The organism is Streptomyces sp. NPDC018693, assembly GCF_044391385.1.
Taxonomy (GTDB): domain Bacteria; phylum Actinomycetota; class Actinomycetes; order Streptomycetales; family Streptomycetaceae; genus Streptomyces.
The window spans coordinates 40,416-59,116 of sequence record NZ_JBIRZZ010000002.1; the positions used below are offsets into that span (position 1 = coordinate 40,416).

13 protein-coding genes and 4 tRNA genes are annotated in these 18,701 nt (G+C 67.6%); 14 read left to right on the plus strand and 3 right to left on the minus strand.

Annotated elements, in window-relative coordinates; all coding sequences use genetic code 11:
* Positions 1 to 65: 65 nt before the first annotated feature.
* The 5 genes from ACH5AC_RS04370 (at position 66) to ACH5AC_RS04390 (ending at position 6,450) form a co-directional block, all read left to right on the plus strand.
* Positions 66 to 4,181 (plus strand): peptidoglycan DD-metalloendopeptidase family protein, encoded by a 4,116-nt coding sequence (locus ACH5AC_RS04370; protein WP_398860120.1) that lies wholly within the window; start codon positions 66 to 68, stop codon positions 4,179 to 4,181.
* A gap of 71 nt (positions 4,182 to 4,252) precedes the next feature.
* On the plus strand, positions 4,253 to 4,411 hold the full coding sequence (locus ACH5AC_RS04375; RefSeq protein WP_398860121.1) for a hypothetical protein: 159 nt from the start codon (positions 4,253 to 4,255) through the stop codon (positions 4,409 to 4,411).
* 51 nt (positions 4,412 to 4,462) lie between these two features.
* On the plus strand, positions 4,463 to 5,674 hold the full coding sequence (locus ACH5AC_RS04380) for a helix-turn-helix domain-containing protein (RefSeq protein WP_398860122.1): 1,212 nt from the start codon (positions 4,463 to 4,465) through the stop codon (positions 5,672 to 5,674).
* Between the two features lie 186 nt (positions 5,675 to 5,860).
* Complete coding sequence (locus ACH5AC_RS04385; protein WP_398860123.1) at positions 5,861 to 5,986, plus strand: hypothetical protein; 126 nt, start codon at positions 5,861 to 5,863, stop codon at positions 5,984 to 5,986.
* The gene (locus ACH5AC_RS04390; RefSeq protein ID WP_398860124.1) at positions 5,986 to 6,450 is read left to right on the plus strand and encodes a hypothetical protein; all 465 of its coding nucleotides are present in this window, start codon (positions 5,986 to 5,988) and stop codon (positions 6,448 to 6,450) included. Before ACH5AC_RS04385 ends, ACH5AC_RS04390 begins: the two co-directional genes overlap by 1 nt.
* A 227-nt stretch (positions 6,451 to 6,677) precedes the next feature.
* Here ACH5AC_RS04390 and ACH5AC_RS04395 read toward each other — a convergent pair whose 3' ends face one another.
* Positions 6,678 to 7,091 (minus strand): metallopeptidase family protein, encoded by a 414-nt coding sequence (locus ACH5AC_RS04395; RefSeq protein WP_398860125.1) that lies wholly within the window; start codon positions 7,089 to 7,091, stop codon positions 6,678 to 6,680.
* A gap of 85 nt (positions 7,092 to 7,176) precedes the next feature.
* Between ACH5AC_RS04395 and ACH5AC_RS04400 the strand changes: the two genes are divergently transcribed.
* The 8 genes from ACH5AC_RS04400 to ACH5AC_RS04435 all read left to right on the plus strand — a co-directional run bounded on the left by ACH5AC_RS04400 (position 7,177) and on the right by ACH5AC_RS04435 (position 15,170).
* A complete protein-coding gene (locus tag ACH5AC_RS04400) occupies positions 7,177 to 8,787 on the plus strand; it encodes a metallophosphoesterase (RefSeq protein ID WP_398860126.1) in 1,611 nt (536 codons plus the stop codon).
* An 81-nt stretch (positions 8,788 to 8,868) separates the two neighbouring features.
* Positions 8,869 to 8,941, plus strand: a tRNA-Glu gene (locus tag ACH5AC_RS04405).
* A 37-nt stretch (positions 8,942 to 8,978) separates the two neighbouring features.
* Positions 8,979 to 9,053 (plus strand) — tRNA-Asp (locus ACH5AC_RS04410).
* Positions 9,054 to 9,077: 24 nt separating this feature from the next.
* A tRNA-Phe gene (locus ACH5AC_RS04415) sits at positions 9,078 to 9,151 on the plus strand.
* 230 nt (positions 9,152 to 9,381) lie between these two features.
* Positions 9,382 to 10,530 (plus strand): acyltransferase family protein, encoded by a 1,149-nt coding sequence (locus tag ACH5AC_RS04420; RefSeq protein WP_398860127.1) that lies wholly within the window; start codon positions 9,382 to 9,384, stop codon positions 10,528 to 10,530.
* Positions 10,531 to 10,610: 80 nt separating this feature from the next.
* A complete protein-coding gene (hrpA, locus tag ACH5AC_RS04425) occupies positions 10,611 to 14,555 on the plus strand; it encodes an ATP-dependent RNA helicase HrpA (RefSeq protein ID WP_398860128.1) in 3,945 nt (1,314 codons plus the stop codon).
* 95 nt (positions 14,556 to 14,650) lie between these two features.
* A tRNA-Asp gene (locus ACH5AC_RS04430) sits at positions 14,651 to 14,725 on the plus strand.
* 241 nt (positions 14,726 to 14,966) lie between these two features.
* On the plus strand, positions 14,967 to 15,170 hold the full coding sequence (locus ACH5AC_RS04435) for a DUF6274 family protein (RefSeq protein WP_398860129.1): 204 nt from the start codon (positions 14,967 to 14,969) through the stop codon (positions 15,168 to 15,170).
* 461 nt (positions 15,171 to 15,631) lie between these two features.
* Here the strand turns inward: ACH5AC_RS04435 and bldC are convergent, their stop codons facing one another.
* Positions 15,632 to 15,838: a developmental transcriptional regulator BldC gene (gene bldC, locus ACH5AC_RS04440; protein ID WP_003949541.1), complete on the minus strand. Its 207-nt coding sequence runs from the start codon at positions 15,836 to 15,838 to the stop codon at positions 15,632 to 15,634.
* 504 nt (positions 15,839 to 16,342) lie between these two features.
* The gene (locus tag ACH5AC_RS04445; protein ID WP_398860130.1) at positions 16,343 to 17,185 is read right to left on the minus strand and encodes a hypothetical protein; all 843 of its coding nucleotides are present in this window, start codon (positions 17,183 to 17,185) and stop codon (positions 16,343 to 16,345) included.
* Positions 17,186 to 17,429: 244 nt separating this feature from the next.
* Here ACH5AC_RS04445 and ACH5AC_RS04450 point away from each other — a divergent pair, with 244 nt between their 5' ends.
* The gene (locus ACH5AC_RS04450; protein WP_398860131.1) at positions 17,430 to 18,524 is read left to right on the plus strand and encodes a Leu/Phe/Val dehydrogenase; all 1,095 of its coding nucleotides are present in this window, start codon (positions 17,430 to 17,432) and stop codon (positions 18,522 to 18,524) included.
* The last annotated feature ends 177 nt before the right edge of the window (positions 18,525 to 18,701 follow it).

Sequence of the window (18,701 nt, forward strand, 5' to 3'; positions counted from 1 at the left end):
CTCTCGCGTTTGCTTGACCTGCGAAGTCACCCGTTGGAATTCGATGTAACCACTGGGGGTGTTTGATGGCCGCAGACCTTGACGTCGTCGGCGGAGCGGCCGTTGACGTCGTCCCGATTGCGCCGAACTTCCACCGAAAGCTGAAAGGCATTGTCCTCCCAGCGGCGGACAGGGTCGGCGAAGAGGCTGGTAGACGCATCGGTGAAGCGATGTCCCGGCATATCCGGGTTGCCATTCCCGATGCCATAACGAATGGCGGGAGGACGGCGCGCGTCAGCGCGACGCGCCAGGGCGATGACAATGCGGGGGCGTTTGCGCGCGCGTTCAAGTCGCGTTTGGAAGCGGCGTTCCGCTCGTTGCCTCGTCCCGACGTGCGTTTGTCGACTACTGGCTTCGATGCGGACTTGGCCCGTGTTCGGAGTCGTATGGAAACGCTCGCAAACAAGCGTGTCGGCGTCGACATCGACGCCGCAACGGCGTTTGCGCAGATATCGGCGCTTGACACCGAACTCGAAAGGCTCAGTACGCAGACGGCCGATATCCAGGTTCGCTCGGATATCGCAGCCGCGCGCGCCGGTCTCGCCGAAATGCAGCGAGCCGTAAATGACCTCGACGGCGAAACAGCCACCGTACACGTACGCGCGGATACGGGATCTGCGCGGGCGGAGCTGCTGCAACTCGGCATACTCCTTGGTGGCGTCGCAGCCATTCCCGTTGTGCCGGTCGCAGCCGCCGGTATCGGCGCCATTGCCTCCGCAGCCGTCGCAGCCGGCGCAGGTGTCGGCGCTCTCGCCCTTGCGGCAGTGCCAGCGATAAAGGGCGTCACCGAAGCCATTCAGGCGAAGACAGCAGCGGAGCGAGAATCCTCCCGCGCGACGGACAACTCCGCGGCCTCTAGCGTGAAGGCCACACAATCGGCGCTCCAACTCGCCAATGCACAAGCCACGCTGCGGAGCGCGCACAGGCAGGCAGCGCAGCAGATAGCCGACGCCAACCGCCAAGTGGAGGGCGCGGAGCGGTCCCTCGTCGACGCCAAGAGGGCCGCACGGCAGGCGGAGGACGACCTCACGGCCACTCGTCGCAATGCTCGTCAGGAACTCCGCAGCCTCCAGGATGAGCTTCTGGACGGCGTTCTCAGCGAACGGGAAGCAACGCTCCGCGTGGCGGAGGCGCGGGAGGAACTCGCCCGCGTCACGGCCGATCCGACAGCCACAGACCTCCAGCGTCAGCGGGCACAGCTCAGCCTCGACGAAGCAGTACGCAACCTCGACAAGCAGCGTGAGAAGCAAGCCGAGTTGAAGCGCTCCGTCGAGGACGCGACGAAGGCGGGAGTCGACGGGAACGCCAACGTCAAGGCTGCTACGCAACGTGTCACCGACGCTCAGCAAAAGGTGCAGGACCAGACTCGGGCGGTTGCCGACGCTCAGAGCAGAGCAGCCGACGCCCAGGTACAGGCCGCTGAGTCCATCGCATCTGCGGAGCGTGGCCTCCACGCTGCACGGCTCTCGTCCGTCGACACGACGGTGAAGAGCGCCAGCGCGGCCGACGATTACCGCAAGGCACTGGCGAAACTGACGCCCGAACAGCGCACGCTGTACGACGCGATTGCCGGGCCCAAGGGGCTCAAAGCCGCCTTCGCCGACTGGGCACGGCAGCTCTCACCCGACGTCGTCCCGCTCCTCACACAGGCCGTCAACGGCGCAAAGAACGCCCTCCCCGGTCTCTCCCCGCTCGTTCGTGAGGCTGCGGCCGGTGTCGAGGAACTACAGGACGCCGCGTCAAAGGACCTGAAAGAGCCCTTCTGGCAGGGGTTCAAGAAGGACATAGAAGGCGCCGCAAAGCCGGCTGTCATCGGTCTGGGCAAGGCATTCGGTAACACGCTTAAGGGAATGGCCGGCGTCGTCGACGCTTTCCTTCCCCACATGGACGGCATCGCCGACCGGATGGTGAAATCGTCGAGAACGTTCGCCAACTGGGGAACGGGGCTCAAGGGTTCCCCGGAATTCGAACGATTCCTGAAGTACGCCGAGGAATCCGGACCGAAGGTCGCTGGTTTCCTCGGTTCCGTCGGTGGCGCGTTCCTGGCGATTGGCGAGGCGTTGGCTCCGTTCTCCGGGCCGTTGCTCGTCGCGCTGACCGGAATCGCTGACGGCATCGCGACAATAGCCGACCACACGCCGTGGCTGGTGCAGGGAATTTGGCTCATCATCGCAGCTCAGAAGGCGTGGAATATCGTCATGATCGCGACGAACGTCATCATGAGCGCGAACCCCGTCGCCCTCCTCGTCGCCGGAATCCTCGCTCTAGCGGCAGCCGTCTACTGGGCCTATCAGCACGTCGGCTGGTTCCGCACGGCCGTCGACACCTCGTGGAAGTGGATCCAGCGAGTCACGGAATGGCTGTGGACGAAGGCGCTACAGCCATTCTTCGCGTGGTTCGGTGACACTGTCGTATGGCTTTGGGACAAGGTGATCAAGCCGTACATCGAGCTGATCATTGATTACTGGAAGCTCGTCGGCGACGTAATCGTGTGGCTGTGGACTCACGTCGTGAAGCCGTACATCGATCTGATGGTCGAATACTGGAAGATGGTTGCCGACGTCATTTCCTGGCTATGGTCCGGAATCTTCAGCCCCATCTTCGGCTTCATCGGTGACCTGATCGCGTGGTGGTACAGGAACATCGTCCTGAAGTACTTTAACCTCGTCATGAGCATCGCGCGTGCCGTCGGCGACGTAATCGGGTGGCTGTACCAAAAGGGCGTCAAACCGCCGATAGACTCCATCGTCGCCATAGTCATGTGGGCGTGGGACAAGGGCATAAAGCCAGCCTTCGACAAGATCAAGGACGCGGCCAAGCTCGTCGGGGAGGCATTCGGGAGTGCCCGGGACGCAGTGAAGGCGCACTGGTTCGAGGTTGCGCAGATCGCGGCCAAGCCGGTGAATTTCATCATCGAGTGGGTTTACAACAAGGGCATCAAGGCCGTATTCGACAAGGTGGCGGGATTCGTCGGTATGGAGCCCCTGCCGAAGGGCCCGAAGCTCCTCGACACGAACCCCAAGTTCCTTGCGGCAGGCGGCACGGTCGGCGACGGATGGGGCGTAGCACGGCCGATGGTGACCAACAAGCCGACGGCGATTGTCGGCGAAGGTGATCCCCGATTCCCTGAGTACATTATTCCGACCGACCCGAAGTACAGGTCTCGTGCGAAGGCCCTGTGGCAGGCGGCCGGCGTTCAGCTCCTGGAGAAGGGCGGTGTCCTCGGCAAGATCGGCGGAGCGCTGGACTGGACGAAGGACACCCTGTCCGACGTCGTTGGCGGCGCTATCGACTGGGCGAAGACCGGTGCCGATCTGATGACCAACCCCGGCAAGGTATGGGACGCGCTGATGCGGCCGATCCTGTCGAAGGTCGCTGCGGGTGTCGGCTCCTCCACGATGGGCGCGGCGGTCGGGAAGTACCCGGCGAAGATGGCCGCGGGGATCAAGGACAAGATCACCAGCGCCGTGTCTGGCCTCTTCTCCGGCGGCGACGGAGGAGGCGGAGGCGGGAACGGCCCGTGGGCGCGCCCCGTCAACGCGCCCTTCGGCACGCGCTTCGGCGTGGCCGGCTCGATGTGGTCCTCCGGCCATCACACGGGCCTCGACTTCCCGGCCCCGACGGGTACGCCGATCTTCGCTGTTGCTCCCGGCACCGTGGCGCTGTCGAGGAGCGGCGGCCCGTACGGCAATCACATCCTGATCAACCACGGTGGTGGGCTGGCGTCCCTGTACGCGCACATGTCGCGCATGAACGCCTCCGTCGGCCAGGCCGTGACGCGCGGCCAGACCATCGGCGCTGTGGGCGCGACGGGCAACGTGACGGGCCCTCACCTCCACTTCGAGGCGCGCCGCAATGGCACTCCCATCGACCCCATGCCGTTCCTGTACGACTCCGGGGGCTACCTCCCGCCGGGCATGACCCTCGTCGCCAACGGCACGGGCCGCCCGGAGCCTGTCCTGACGTCGCAGCAGTGGGCGGACATCCGGGCCGCGAAGGGCAGCGGGCCGGACGCCGACGGGATCAACGTCTACGTCTCGACGACGCTCGACGGCAGGGAGCTGACAGGCCATGTAGACAAGCGCATCGAGGTCTACGACAGGCAGTCCGCAACGGCACTCAACAACGGCCGCTGGTCGTAATACACCCCACGCACATCCCGCCCCCGGGTCGACTGGCCCGGGGGCTCCCGACGTCCAACGAAGGAACTCTCATGTTCGGAGCACCAGCGAAGTCTGTCCCCGTCACCTGTGGCCACTGCGGAGCCGAGATCACGCAGAAGCCGGGTGCGGGACGCGTCCGCCGCTTCTGCAACGGCGACCACGGCAAGGCGTACCGGCGGCGTCTGCGGGCTCTGGGGGTGCCGCTGTAAACCGTGGCTGACGTCTGACAGACGGGCTCTCGGCGTCGTACCGTCGATGACGTGAGTGAGCACCTGGGCGACAAGTTGCGTCGGCTGCGGCGCCTCTCCGGCCTGACGCAGGAAGAGCTAGCTGCGCGTTCCGGGGTCTCAGTCGATGTCGTGAAGAAGCTGGAGCAAAAGCGGAAGAGTTCCGCGACGCTGCCCACCCTGCACTCTCTTGCGAGAGGCTTGGGAGTCGAGCTGACGTCGCTGCTGGGTGACCCTCCTGGTGCACCCTCGACGGGCGAAGCAGACCCTCCGCAGCTCGTTGCCGTCCGGCGCGCTATCTCCCCTCCGCTGTTCGCTCCGCCCCTGGAGCCGCAGCGAGCGGAGAAGCTCTCCCTGCCCCTTCTGCGGGCCGAAATCGCGGACGCCTGGACCCTGTACCACGACGCGGAGTTCGGGCGTCTCATGGAGCTTCTGCCGGACATCATCACCGACGCGCGGTTTGCTGCGGCCGTCGGCGGTGACGACGAGCGAGCCGCCGGCCAAGCTGCGTTGGGTAAGGCGCTGCAACTCGGCGGACACCTCGCGATCCGCATGGGTAAGACCGACCTTGCTCTGTCGAGCCTGGAGCGTGCGATAGACGCCGCCGGTAAGTCGTCGGATCCGCTTCTAGCGCCCATGGTCTCCAACTCCGTCGCTTGGGCGTATCAACGCCAGAACCGCCTTGAGGACGCGACCAACCTCGCCATCTACGCAGCGGACAACGTCGAGCGGGAACACTCGACTGACGCCTCTGGGCTGAGGGTGTGGGGCGGGCTGCTCATGTCCGCAGCGACGAGCTACGCCCGGAGCGGCGACTATGAGCGAGCAGACGAGATGATGCGGACCGCGGAGAAGGCTGCGGGACGGGTGGCCAAGATGCCTGCCCCGGACGAGGGGCGTCTCGTCTCTGTGTTCAGCAAGTCGTCCGTCCGCATCGAACGCGTCCGGCTGGCGGTGCAGCACGGCCGCCCAGAGGAGGCGCTCACGCTCGCCAAGGGAATGCGGCTGTCCAAGGACACGCCGCCATCGTGGCGTACGTGGCTGCTTCTCGACGTGGCGCGGGCTCACACCGACGTCGGCAACACCGAGGGGGCCGTGAAGGCCCTTGAGTCCCTGCGTCGCGTGGCACCTACTTGGATGAGACATCACACGCTAGCCGTTGCCATCGTTCGAGACCTGTGGGAATTGCCCGCGCGCCCTCCGGGCCTACGTTCGATTGCCGAGTTCCTCGGAATCGTCGCTTAGCGTTCTTAAAGGGGGACGCTCCGTCCCTGTTGATCACCTCCGTCACACGTGAGCCTTGAGTGATGACGCGTGTGGCGGAGGTGTCTTTGTATGGCGTTACAAGCGGCCGAGAACGAGCCGGCGGAACTGCCCGCCCAGGTATTTGCCAGGCCCGCCCCGTGGCCCGGGTGCAACACCTGTCGGGGCATGGACCAGGAATGGGTGTGGGCGACGACGCCCGGACATCCAAGGCACAACCCGACAATGGCGGACGTGATCGTCGGCGTGATGCGGCAGCACCAGAAGATCTTCCATGAGCGGGTGACGGAGTGATGGCCGGCGTCAAGGACTACACGTATACGCACGTGCCTGCCGACGTCCGCCTCACCGTCGAGAAGCTCGACGACTTGGCCACCCGACGGTGGGTCGAATGTGCCTCGTGCCCGGAGTCCCGGGACATTACGGCGGTGCGGGAGGCGGACAAGTGGGTCACCCAGCACTTCGCCGACAACCCGCATCACGACCGCTACCGGCTCAAGAGTGAGACCGGCTGGAGGTTCGTCCCGACGTCGGCGAACGCCACGACTGCCCCTGAAGCGTCAGAGTGCGGCGTCGCCACCGCACTGCCGGACGACACGGTGGAGTTTCAGAAGGAAAAGCGCGGACGCGACCTGTCTGGGGTTTTCGTCGTCTGCGGAATCGCACCGCATGGCGATGAGGAGGATCACCGGGGGCCGGTGTACCTCGACGGCAGGCGGATTGGCATATTCACCTGGGCGTCATCCCCGCCCCCCTAGACCCGCGGACGGCGCCTGTGCGTCGCCCGCGGAGGGCGCGGCGGGGGTGCAAGCGCCGGTGAGGTCGGCCCGCTGCACCCCCGCTGGCGTCCCGTGACTCCTCCCCTTCCGGCGTTGGGGAGGCACCCGCCGAGACGGTTACGTCCTCTCCTCCCCGTGGAGGACGTTCGGTGGGTGACGAAGCCCCGTTCACCTGGACTCCGCCGGTCCGGTGAGCGGGGCTTTCGCTACCCCCAGCCCAGCTCATGAAGCCGCGCATCATCGATGCCGAAATGGTGTGCGATCTCATGAACGACAGTCACGGCGACCTCGTCCCGGACCCACTCCCGATAGGTGTCTCTTGAGGTATCGTGCACCACCGTCACCTCGGTCTCCTCGACGACCTCCTCCCGCGTCTCGCACATCCGCAGCGTCGGCCCCCGGTAGATGGTGATCCGGTCCGGCAGCACCCCGGCGTACCACTCCCCGCGGTCGGTCAGCGGAGTCCCCTCGTACAGACCGAGCAACTCGGGATCGTCCGACGGGGGTTCGTCCTCGACGAACACCGCGACGTTGTCCATCAGCCGCGTCAGCTCCGGCGGGATACGGTCCAGCGCCTCGGCGACCAGTTCCTCGAACTCCTCGCGCGTCATCTCCAGCACAGGCCCATTGTCCGGTACGGGGCCGCCGTCACCAGGTCCGCGCAGCACCGGCATATCCACGTACGCACCTGGGCATACGGGACCAATGGCCCGCGTCCGCGTCCTGAAGAGCCTGAAGAACCCCCGCCGATCCAAGCCGCCCACGCCCCCCACCCCGGAACTCGCCACGCGTCCCCACCCCTGGGGCCGCGCGTTCGGCCTGGTCGCCGTCGTCCTCATGGGCGCCTGGCTCGGCCTGCTGATCGTGGGGAACGTACGGACGCAGGTCGGCCCCATGAACACCACGATGACCCTGCGCCCCTCCCTCACCGGCGGCACGAAGATCAACGTGTCGCCGCTGGGCGCGCTCACCCTGGACAGCCACAACGCACCCGTCCGTCTCGACGTGAACGTCGACCAGCTCGACCCGGCCCGCTCCCAGGCCCTGGTCGACCACCCCGAACGGCTCTCCGGCCTCCAGGAGGAGGTCGCACGGGACGTGCAGCACGGCACCCGCGATCTCGCCCTGCGCTCCTGCGTGGCGGTCGTGTCGGGTGCGACGGCCCTCGGCCTGGCCGTCTACCGCCGCCCGCGCCGCGCGCTGGCGGCCGGCGGCCTGGCACTCACCCTGCTCGCCGCGTCGGGCGCGACGGCGTACGCCACCTGGAACCCCAAGTCGGTCCTGGAGCCGAGGTTCTCGGGCCTGCTGTCGTCCGCGCCGTCCCTGGTGGGCAACGCGCGCAGCATCGTCACCGAGTTCGACGTCTACCAGAAGGAGCTGGCCCGCCTGGTGACGAACGTGACGAAGCTGTACGACGTCACCTCCACACTCCCCGTCTACCAGCCCGACCCGACCACCGTCCGGGTGCTGCACGTCTCGGACATCCACCTCAACCCGGCGAGCTGGAAGATCATCGCCTCGCTGGTGGAGCAGTACAAGGTGAACGTGATCGTCGACTCCGGCGACACCATGGACCACGGTACGGCGGCGGAGAACGGCTTCCTCGACCCGATCGCGGACCTCGGCGCGCCCTACGTCTGGGTACGCGGCAACCATGACTCGAGGTCCACGCAGCGCTACCTGGAGGGCATCAGGAACGTCCGGGTCCTCGACGGCGGCCGCGCGGTGACGGTCGCCGGTATCCGGTTCGCCGGCATCGGGGACCCGCAGTTCACCCCCGACCGCTCCAAGGTGCCCGGCAGCGAGGAGACGCAGGAGCAGGCGGGCGCCCGGCTGGCACAGGCCCTGCGGGAGCAGCGGGCCGCCGGCACGCCGGTCGACATCGCCGTCGCCCATGAGCCCTCCGCCGCCCGCGAGGTCGACGGCGAGGTGCCCCTGGTGCTGGCCGGCCATCTCCACCACACCGAGATGGAGATCATGGAGAACGGCACGAGGCTGCGGGTGGAGGGCTCGACGGGCGGCAGCGGCCTGCGCGCGGTGGAGGGCAAGTACCCCGACCCCATCCAGGCGTCGATCCTCTACCTGGACCGCGACACCCGCCGCCTCCAGGCATGGGACGAGATCAAACTGGGCGGCCTGGGCCTGACGACGGCCGAGGTCAGCCGCCACCTCCCCAAGGAGAACCAGCCGGGCGCCACCCCCACACCCACCCCCTCCCCCGACCCGGCGACGAGCCCGGCAACCAGCCCCCCGACAAACTCCCCCACGGCCTCCCCCGCGACCTCCCCAACGATCTCCCCGACGGACTCCCCGTAAACCGTTTTGGCGATACCCCCCGCCATCCCATATGCTTCATGACGTCCCCGACGCGCTGAGAAGCGCCCAGGCGGGCCGATAGCCCTCATCGTCTAGCGGCCTAGGACGCCGCCCTTTCAAGGCGGTAGCACGGGTTCGAATCCCGTTGGGGGCACGCAAGAACGTGTGCGACACTGTCGTACGCACAGCATGGTCCTGTGGAGCAGTTTGGAGTGCTCGCCACCCTGTCAAGGTGGAGGCCGCGGGTTCAAATCCCGTCAGGACCGCTGAGGTTTCACGTGAAACCTCGTGGCTGGGTAGCTCAGTTGGTACGAGCGTCCGCCTGAAAAGCGGAAGGTCGCCGGTTCGACCCCGGCCCCAGCCACAGAACAAGGGCCCCGACCATGCGGTCGGGGCCCTTGGCTTTTTCTTGCGTAAGCGCCGCCAGCGCAAGGGTTCGCCACAGGGAAACCACAAGGCCCTTACAACCCTCTGATAGACCTGTGAGTCGACTGATCCGGGTTCACAGAACCCTGCCAGCTGACCACGTCCTAAACGGGTGATGAGATGTCCCAGACGGATCACAGGGAAGCGGCCCCGCCGAGGGCCGCAGGCGTGCCCTCGCATGTGAGCGAGGAGACGCTCTCCCTGCGAGGGGTGTCGTCGCGGATCATCCCCGCCAAGCGGCAGAATCGGCTGGCCGCGCTCGACGGGCTACGGTTTCTGGCCGCGCTCGCCGTGGTCCTGTTCCACTTCGTGGGGCAGACCCCGGCGTCCATGCAGGGCATCTGGAACCGGCCGTACCAGGAACTGTTCTCCGAGCAGACGCACGCCTACTTCGCCTACGGCCGCCTCGGCGTCGACCTTTTCTTCCTGATCAGCGGCTTTGTCATCTGTATGAGCGCCTGGGGCCGCACCCCCCGGCACTTCTTCATCTCGCGCGTCACCCGCCTGTATCCGATGTACTGGATCGGCATCCTCATCTCGGCGGCCGTGATCTATCTCGTCGACACGCCTTTCGGCCACCCCAATCCGCGGGTGCTCTTCGCCAACCTCACGATGCTCCAGAGGCCCCTCGGCGTCGACAACCTCGACTCGGTCTACTGGACCCTCTGGCCGGAGCTCTGCTTCTATCTCACCTTCTCGGCCATCGTGTGGAAGGGCCTCACCTACCAGCGTGTGGTGATCTTCTGTGGTGTCTGGACGGTGGCCGCAGTTGTCGCGCCCGCTGCGGGCATCCCGCTGCTCAGCCTGATCGTCAACCCGACGTCGGCCCCCTACTTCATCGCGGGCATGGCCTTCTACCTGATGCACCGCTTCCGGCCCACCCCGCTGCTGTGGGGCATTGTCGCCATGTCCTGGCTGCTCGCCCTGCACTTCCTGCTGACACCGCGCGGCGGCCGCAACAATTGGGAGACCTGGGATCCCTGGCGTGGCTGGCTGATCCTCGTGGTCACCGTGTTCTTCCTGCTGATCGCCGCGATCGCGCTCGACTGGACCAGCCGCCTACGCTGGCGCGGCCTGAGCGTCGCGGGCACGATGACCTTCCCTCTGTATCTGCTGCACGACGTCATCGGTATGACCGTCGCCCACCACTACGGCGACCGCGTCGACCCCTGGCTCCTGATCGCGGCCACGGTGAGCGGACTGCTCCTCCTCTCCTACCTCGTGCACCGCTTCCTTGAGCGCCCGTTCGCAGCGGTCATGCGCCGCTGGCTCAGCAACGCCGAGTTCAGCAAGACACCCGAGGTCCGTCGGCCCTGATCCACGGCCGGGCACCTGCCGGCCGACCGGGCAAAAAGCGTTCGCCACGGATTTCCGCGGGATGAGATCCTGGGTCGCGTATGTCTACGCACCCTGCCCCCGCCCTCGGCGCTCTCGCCGCCCGCCTGACCGAGCTGTCCCTGCGTGATGCGCAGCGGCTCGGGCGCAGGCTGGAAGGTGCGCGCAAGATTCGTAAGCCGGAGGCGCGTGCCGCCGTCCTCGCCGAGATCGAGGCGGAGGTCGCCAAGGGCGAGGCGCGGATGGGTGAGCGGCGCGGCCGGGTGCCCGCCGTCAGCTATCCCGAGCAGTTGCCGGTCAGCCAGCGGAAGGACGCGATCGCCGACGCCATCCGCGATCACCAGGTCGTCATCGTGGCCGGTGAGACCGGGTCCGGGAAGACGACCCAGATCCCGAAGATCTGTATGGAGCTGGGGCGGGGTGTCCGGGGCATGATCGGGCACACCCAGCCCCGGCGTATCGCCGCGCGGACCGTCGCCGAGCGCGTCGCCGAGGAGCTGAACACTCCCCTCGGCGAGGCCGTCGGCTGGAAGGTGCGGTTCACCGACCAGGTCGACCCGGACGCCACCTTCATCAAGCTGATGACCGACGGCATCCTGCTCGCGGAGATCCAGACCGACCGCGAGCTGCGCGCCTACGACACGCTCATCATCGACGAGGCCCACGAGCGGTCCCTCAACATCGACTTCCTGCTCGGGTATCTGGCGCAGTTGCTGCCGCGCAGGCCCGATCTCAAGGTCGTCATCACCTCGGCCACCATCGACCCCGAGCGCTTCTCCCGGCACTTCGGCGACGCGCCGATCATCGAGGTCAGCGGGCGGACGTACCCGGTGGAGGTGCGGTACCGACCCCTCCTCGAAGAGGACTCCGAGGACTCCGACCGCGACCAGATCACCGCCATCTGCGATGCCGTCGAGGAGCTGATGGGCGAGGGGCAGGGCGACATACTCGTCTTCCTCTCCGGAGAGCGGGAGATCCGGGACACGGCCGACGCGCTGGAGAAGAAGAGATACCGGTTCACGGAAGTGCTGCCGCTGTACGCGCGGCTGTCGCACGCCGAGCAGCACCGGGTCTTCCAGCCCCACACCGGTCGGCGGATCGTGCTCGCGACGAACGTCGCCGAGACCTCCCTCACCGTCCCGGGCATCAAGTACGTCATCGACCCCGGCTTCGCCCGAATCAGCCGCTACAGCCACCGCACCAAGGTCCAGCGGCTGCCCATCGAGCCGGTCTCGCAGGCCAGCGCCAACCAGCGCAAGGGCCGCTGCGGCCGTACGTCCGACGGCATCTGCATCCGCCTGTACTCCGAGGACGACTTCCTCGCCCGCCCGGAGTTCACCGACGCGGAGATCCTCCGTACGAACCTGGCGTCCGTCATCCTCCAGATGACCGCGGCCGGCCTCGGCGACATCGAGAAGTTCCCCTTCATCGACCCGCCGGACCACCGCAACATCCGCGACGGCGTACAGCTGCTCCAGGAGCTGGGCGCCCTGGACCCGGCCCAGAAGGACCCCCGCAAGCGGCTCACCCAGACCGGCCGCAAGCTCGCCCAGCTGCCCGTCGACCCGCGGCTGGCCCGGATGGTCCTGGAGGCCGACAAGAACGGCTGTGTCCGCGAGGTCATGGTCATAGCCGCCGCGCTGTCCATCCAGGACCCGCGCGAACGCCCGGCCGAGAAGCAGACCCAGGCCGACCAGCAGCACGCCCGCTTCCGCGACGAGACCAGCGACTTCCTCGCCTACCTCAACCTGTGGCGGTACGTCCGCGAGCAGCAGAAGGAGCGGGGGTCGTCGTCCTTCCGGCGCATGTGCAAGCAGGAGTACCTGAACTTCCTGCGCATCCGTGAGTGGCAGGACATCTACACCCAGCTGCGCACGGTCGCCAAGCAGATGGGCATCCATCTGAACGAGGCGGACGCCGCAGACCAGAGCATCCATGTCTCCCTCCTCGCCGGTCTGCTCTCGCACATCGGCATGAAGGACGTGAAGGACGGCAACAAGAACGAGTACCTGGGTGCGCGCAACGCCAAGTTCGCGATCTTCCCCGGCTCGGCGCTCTTCAAGAAGCAGCCGCGTTTCGTCATGTCCGCCGAGCTCGTCGAGACCTCCCGCCTGTGGGCGCGGGTCAACGCGAAGATCGAACCGGAGTGGGTCGAGCCGCTCGCCGAGCATCTGCTGAAGCGGACGTACTCCGAGCCGCACTGGGAGAAGGACCAGGCGGCCGTGATGGCGTTCGAGAAGGTCACGCTGTACGGCGTGCCGATCGTCGCCCAGCGGAAGGTGAACTACGGCCGGATCGACCCGGAGGTCAGCCGCGAGCTGTTCATCCGGAACGCGCTCGTCGAGGGCGACTGGCGTACCCACCACAAGTTCTTCGCCGACAACCGGAAGCTGCTCAGCGAGGTCGAGGAACTCGAACACCGCGCGCGCCGGCGGGACATCGTCGTCGACGACGAGACGCTGTTCGACTTCTACGACCAGCGGGTGCCCGACCATGTCGTCTCCGGCGCCCACTTCGACTCCTGGTGGAAGCGGAAGCGGCACGAGCAGCCGGACTTCCTGGACTTCGAGCGGGAGATGCTCATCCGGGAGTCGGCGGAAGCGGTCACCAAGGCCGACTATCCGGACTCCTGGCGGCAGGGGAACCTGAAGTTCCGGGTCACTTACCAGTTCGAGCCGGGTGCGGACGCGGACGGTGTGACCGTGCACATCCCGCTGCAGGTCCTCAACCAGGTCACCGACGAGGGCTTCGACTGGCAGATCCCGGGCCTGCGGGAGGAGGTGGTGACGGAGCTGATCCGTTCGCTGCCCAAGCCGATCCGCCGCAACTACGTGCCCGCGCCGAACTACGCCAAGAGGTTCCTGGACACCGCCGTACCCCTGCAGGAGCCCCTCACGACCACCATGGCGCGTGAGCTGAAGCGGATGGTCGGGGTGCCCTTCGAGGCGGAGGACTTCGACTGGGCGAAGGTGCCCGACCATCTGAAGATCACCTTCCGGATCGTGGACGAGCGGCGGCGCAGGCTCGCCGAGGACAAGGATCTGGAGGCGCTGAAGCTCCGCCTGAAACCGAAGGCGAGGCAGGCCCTCTCCCAGGCCGCGGCGGCCACCGCGTCCCGCCAGGGCGGGGAGTCCCTGGAACGCAAGGGGCTCACCGACTGGACCATCGGCACGCTCACCCGCGTCTTCGAGACCCGCCGCGCCGGCCAGCCGGTCAAGGCGTACCCGGCGCTGGTCGACGACGGCGACACCGTGTCCGTACGGCTCTTCGACACGGAGGCGGAGCAGGCCGAGGCGATGTGGAAGGGCACGCGTCGGCTGATCCTGCGCAACATCCCGGTGAATCCCGCGAAGTTCGCGTCCGAGAAGCTGACGAACCCGCAGAAGCTCGCGTTGTCCGCGAATCCGCACGGGTCGATCCAGGCGCTGTTCGACGACTGCGCGACCGCCGCGGCGGACAAGCTGATCGCCGACTTCGGGGGGCCGGCGTGGGACGAGGAGTCCTACCGGAAGCTGTACGACAAGGTGCGGGCGGAGATCGTCGACACGACGGTGCGTACGGTGGCGCAGGTGCAGCAGGTGCTGGCCGCCTGGCAAGCCTGTGAGCGCCGCCTGAAGGGCGTACGCAGCCCCGTGCTGCTCGCGAACCTCCAGGACGTGCGCAAGCAGCTGGACGCCCTCGTGAAGCCCGGCTTCGTGACGTGGGCCGGGTTGCGGCGGCTGCCCGACCTCATGCGCTACCTCGTCGCCGCGGACCGGCGGCTGCAGCAGATGCCGGCCAACGTCCAGCGGGACACGACCCGCATGGAGAAGGTCCACGAGATGCAGGACGAGTTCGCCTGGCTGCTGGAGCAGATGCCCCAGGGGCGGCCGATCCCGTCCTCCGTGCTGGACATCCGCTGGATGATCGAGGAGCTCCGCGTCAGCTACTTCGCGCATGCGCTGGGCACGGCGTACCCCGTCTCCGACAAGCGGATCGTGAAGGCGATCGACGCGGCGATACCGTAACCGGCCCGGCACAGAGGGTGAGTTCGACCAGGACCCTCCGCCTCCTGTACAGTCTCTTCTCGCAGCGCAACGCAACGAAAAGCGCCGCGAAACCTGGTCCTGTGGAGCAGTTTGGAGTGCTCGCCACCCTGTCAAGGTGGAGGCCGCGGGTTCAAATCCCGTCAGGACCGCACAAGCAAGAGGGCCCGCATCCCGGCAAGGGAAGCGGGCCTTCTTCATGCCCCACCCTTCTCTCAGACCTCGCCACGCCCTCAAGGTGGAGGCCGCGCCCGCGGCGCAGCCGCAATCGGGTACAGCAAATCCCGTCAGGACCGCATCGCAAGAGCCCGGATCTTCGGATCCGGGCTCTTCCGTTTGGCCTTGACGGCGTCACATTCCCTCGGTACCCCAGAAGGCAAGGGGAGGTGGCCCATGGCGGCATCGGTGAGGCATGAGACTCGGGCGTTGCTCAGGGCGCATCTGGCGGCCGCGTCGGCGTACGGGCATGCGACCCGGCACTGCCCCGTCTGCCATCGTCTGCTGCGGCTGGCCATGGACGCGCCGCCCGGGAGCGCGCAAGGTGGCACGCAGGCCCCTGAGGAGGCGACGGGGGACGAGAGTCCCCAAGGCGAGTGACCTATGCCGACGCCAACTCCCCTACGCCCGTGGGACGCTGGAGCGTTCGGCTCTCCCTAGCGCACCGGGAGCGGCGGCAACAAGGCCCCTGGCATGTGACGGGAGTCACCGCATAAGTTTCCAGGACGCGGGTTCTTACCAGGCTCCTACAACTGGTCAATTTAATATGTGCAATTGCACCAGCCTCAGAGGGTGCGCACAGCTGAATCGACACGCCTCCCCAGACTCCCCCAAGGGCACCCACAGGCCCGCCACCCGGCCCCTTCACGCGCACAAAAAAGATCGCGCCGGACCCGGCGGAGTCCGGCGCGACCTACGACGCACCCTGTATTGCTTGCCTGAAGAGCTCTGACGGCTTGGGAGTGGGGCCTGTTGGGGCAGGACACCCGCGTCGCTTGGAGCTGGTGTTCGGGCGCCTCAGCGATTGGGGGAACCGCCGTATTGCCCGGTCATGCTGTTGTTCAGGCCTCGCTGCGCTGCTGCGGGATGCCCGCGAGCAGAGCGCGGACCTCGGCCTCGCGGTAGCGCCGGTGCCCGCCGAGCGTGCGGATCGACGTGAGCTTGCCGGCCTTCGCCCACCGCGTGACCGTCTTGGGGTCGACGCGGAACATCGTGGCGACCTCAGCCGGGGTCAGCAGCGGCTCGGCATCAGGGGTGCGAGCGGTCATGAGCGGCCTCCTCGGGAGAACCGAACCTTCTCGGTTCTTTCCTCTAAATTCTGCACCTTGACCCGCGTTGCCCGAAATGGCGGACGCGAGTCGAGTCGGTTATAGGACGAACGGCTTGTCCTCGGCACTACAACTACACCATCTGTCCAGCCGCGTCGGCCAAACCGATGGATTTGCCCCCCAGGTGTTCATCGGCGACGGAAGCCGATGGACCGTGCCATAGCGGACAGTCACGCCACTGTGACGATCAGTCACAGTGGCGTTCAGGAGTCACCAGACCCCCCAAAGCGTGTAATGCTGAGACAGAGCCCTCCCCGGGCTCCTTGTCCTATTTTGGCATGAGGAGTGGCAAGGGATGCAAGGGCCCTGTACGTGCGCTCTGTCACGCTTGAGACAAACGCCCGGATCGGGACCTACGTCCCGTCAACTTCCTGAAGTCCGGTAGACCGTACGCGGTTCGAGTGCGTTTGGGCCGTGACGTAAGTCACCCCGGCTGTCACACCGTCAGTTCGCCGACTGGCGGTCCCGCACCGCCCGCCACCGCCGCACCAGCCGGGCGTACGCCTCGCCGGCCGCGTCACCGTCGCCGCGCCGCAGCGCCTCGATGCCCTCGGCCACGTCCGCCGCGGAGTGGTCGCGCTCCAGGTGCCCGGCCGGGAGCGTGTGCACCAGCCCGCCGTAGTCGAGTTCGACCACCGAACGCGGATGGAACTCCTCCAGCCAGCGGCCCACGTCCACGAGGCCGTCGATCAGCGGCCCCTCGTCGATCGCGTCCTTCAGCGCCCGCAGACCCCGCGCCACCCGCCGCCGCGCCTGCACCATGGGAGTGCGATAGCGAAGCAGCGGCGGTACGTCACCGGTGCCCGGGTCGTAGCGCCGCTCGGCATCCGACACGAGCACGAACCAGTTGATCGGCACCTGCCAGGTCGCCGTTCGGATCCACGGCCGGGCGTCGGGGTTGCGGGCCAGCCAGCGCTCGTAGTCCTGGGCGGCCTGGCGGCGCACCACCGGCGGCAGGACGGCGTCCAGGACCGGCTCGGGCAGTTCCTCGCCCAGCTCGCCCAGCGCCTGCCAGCCGCGCAGCCTGGTCCGCCACGGGCAGACACACAGCACCCCGTCCGCCTCCAGCACGAAGGCGTCGCCGCTCTCGTGCACCGGCACCGCGACCGGCGGGGTGGGCAGCAGATCGGCGAGCGAGCGGCGCAGCTCGTCCTGGTAGGAGGGGCGGTCGGGGCGGCGGGCGTAGCGCTCCCAGCGGGCGCGCTCGGGCTCCGGGAAGGCGGCCAGTGGTTCGTACACGCGCAGGTACGACGCGTAGGGCACGATCACCGAGGACACCTTGGGCACGCCTGCTCCCTCCCCCTTCGGCCGACCGGGAAACCTGCGGGAGCCGCCGCCGGGCGGCCCCGGGGCGCGACGCGAAACGCCACCCAAACCATGCGAATCGTCGCACGGCCGTCCCCCGCGAGAGGGTGATCCCCACCACTGCGCGTCCGGCGGGGCGATCAGGCTCTACGCTCATCCCACGGGCCCCGCCACCCGCACGGAGGCCCCCGTCCCACCCGCCGCTAGTTACCCAGGAGTCACTACCGTGACCGACGTATCCGACGGCGTCCTGCACACCCTGTTCCACTCGGAGCAGGGGGGTCACGAGCAGGTCGTGCTCTGTCAGGACCGCGCCAGCGGCCTCAAGGCCGTCATCGCCATCCACTCCACCGCGCTGGGCCCCGCCCTCGGCGGTACCCGCTTCTACCCGTACGCGACCGAGGAGGAGGCCGTCGCCGACGCCCTCAACCTCGCGCGCGGGATGTCGTACAAGAACGCCATGGCCGGCCTGGACCACGGCGGCGGCAAGGCTGTGATCATCGGCAACCCGGACACCATCAAGTCCGAGGAGCTGCTGCTCGCCTACGGGCGGTTCGTGGCCTCCCTCGGCGGCCGGTACGTCACCGCCTGCGACGTCGGTACGTATGTCGCCGACATGGACGTCGTGGCGCGCGAGTGCCGCTGGACCACCGGGCGCTCCCCGGAGAACGGCGGCGCGGGCGACTCCTCCGTGCTCACCGCCTTCGGCGTCTACCAGGGCATGCGCGCCTCCGCCCAGCACCTGTGGGGCGACCCCTCGCTGCGCGGTCGGCGCGTCGGCATCGCCGGCGTCGGCAAGGTCGGCCACCACCTGGTCGAGCACCTGCGCGCGGAGGGCGCCGAGGTCGTCATCACCGACGTACGCGCCGACGCCGTGCAGCGGATCCTCGACCGGCACCCCGAGGGCGTCACCGCCGTCGCCGACACCGAGGCGCTGATCCGCGTCGAGGGCCTGGACATCTACGCCCCCTGCGCGCTCGGCGGCGCGCTCAACGACGACTCGGTGCCGGTCCTGACCGCCCAGGTCGTCTGCGGCGCCGCCAACAACCAGCTCGCCCACCCGGGTGTCGAGAAGGACCTCGCCGACCGCGGGATCCTCTACGCGCCGGACTACGTGGTGAACGCGGGCGGCGTCATCCAGGTCGCCGACGAGCTGCACGGCTTCGACTTCGAGCGGTGCAAGGCGAAGGCCGCGAAGATCTACGACACCACGCTGGCCATATTCGCACGTGCGAAGTCGGACGGGATCCCGCCGGCCGCGGCGGCCGACCGGATCGCCGAACAGCGCATGCACGAGGCCGCTCAGCGACGCGGATGGTGACGTTCCGGTAACTCTGCGGGGTGCCTCGGGCGGTCGTTCGGCCGGTACCGCCGGGTGGGAGGTTGGAGAGAACTCTCACTCTTCCCGGCGGGTCGTCCGCCGATAAGTGGTTAAAATCGCCACTGACCAGCGAGGACGGGGCACCTCGAGGGTTCTGCGCACACGCCCTTCCTGCGG

Coding starts and splice junctions, on each gene's coding strand:
- ACH5AC_RS04370 (WP_398860120.1), top strand. CDS start 66: ATGGCCGCAGACCTTGACGTCGTCGGCGGAGCGGCCGTTGACGTCGTC.
- ACH5AC_RS04375 (WP_398860121.1), top strand. CDS start 4,253: ATGTTCGGAGCACCAGCGAAGTCTGTCCCCGTCACCTGTGGCCACTGC.
- ACH5AC_RS04385 (WP_398860123.1), top strand. CDS start 5,861: ATGGACCAGGAATGGGTGTGGGCGACGACGCCCGGACATCCAAGGCAC.
- ACH5AC_RS04390 (WP_398860124.1), top strand. CDS start 5,986: ATGGCCGGCGTCAAGGACTACACGTATACGCACGTGCCTGCCGACGTC.
- ACH5AC_RS04400 (WP_398860126.1), top strand. CDS start 7,177: ATGGCCCGCGTCCGCGTCCTGAAGAGCCTGAAGAACCCCCGCCGATCC.
- hrpA (WP_398860128.1), top strand. CDS start 10,611: ATGTCTACGCACCCTGCCCCCGCCCTCGGCGCTCTCGCCGCCCGCCTG.
- ACH5AC_RS04435 (WP_398860129.1), top strand. CDS start 14,967: ATGGCGGCATCGGTGAGGCATGAGACTCGGGCGTTGCTCAGGGCGCAT.
- bldC (WP_003949541.1), bottom strand. CDS start 15,838: ATGACCGCTCGCACCCCTGATGCCGAGCCGCTGCTGACCCCGGCTGAG.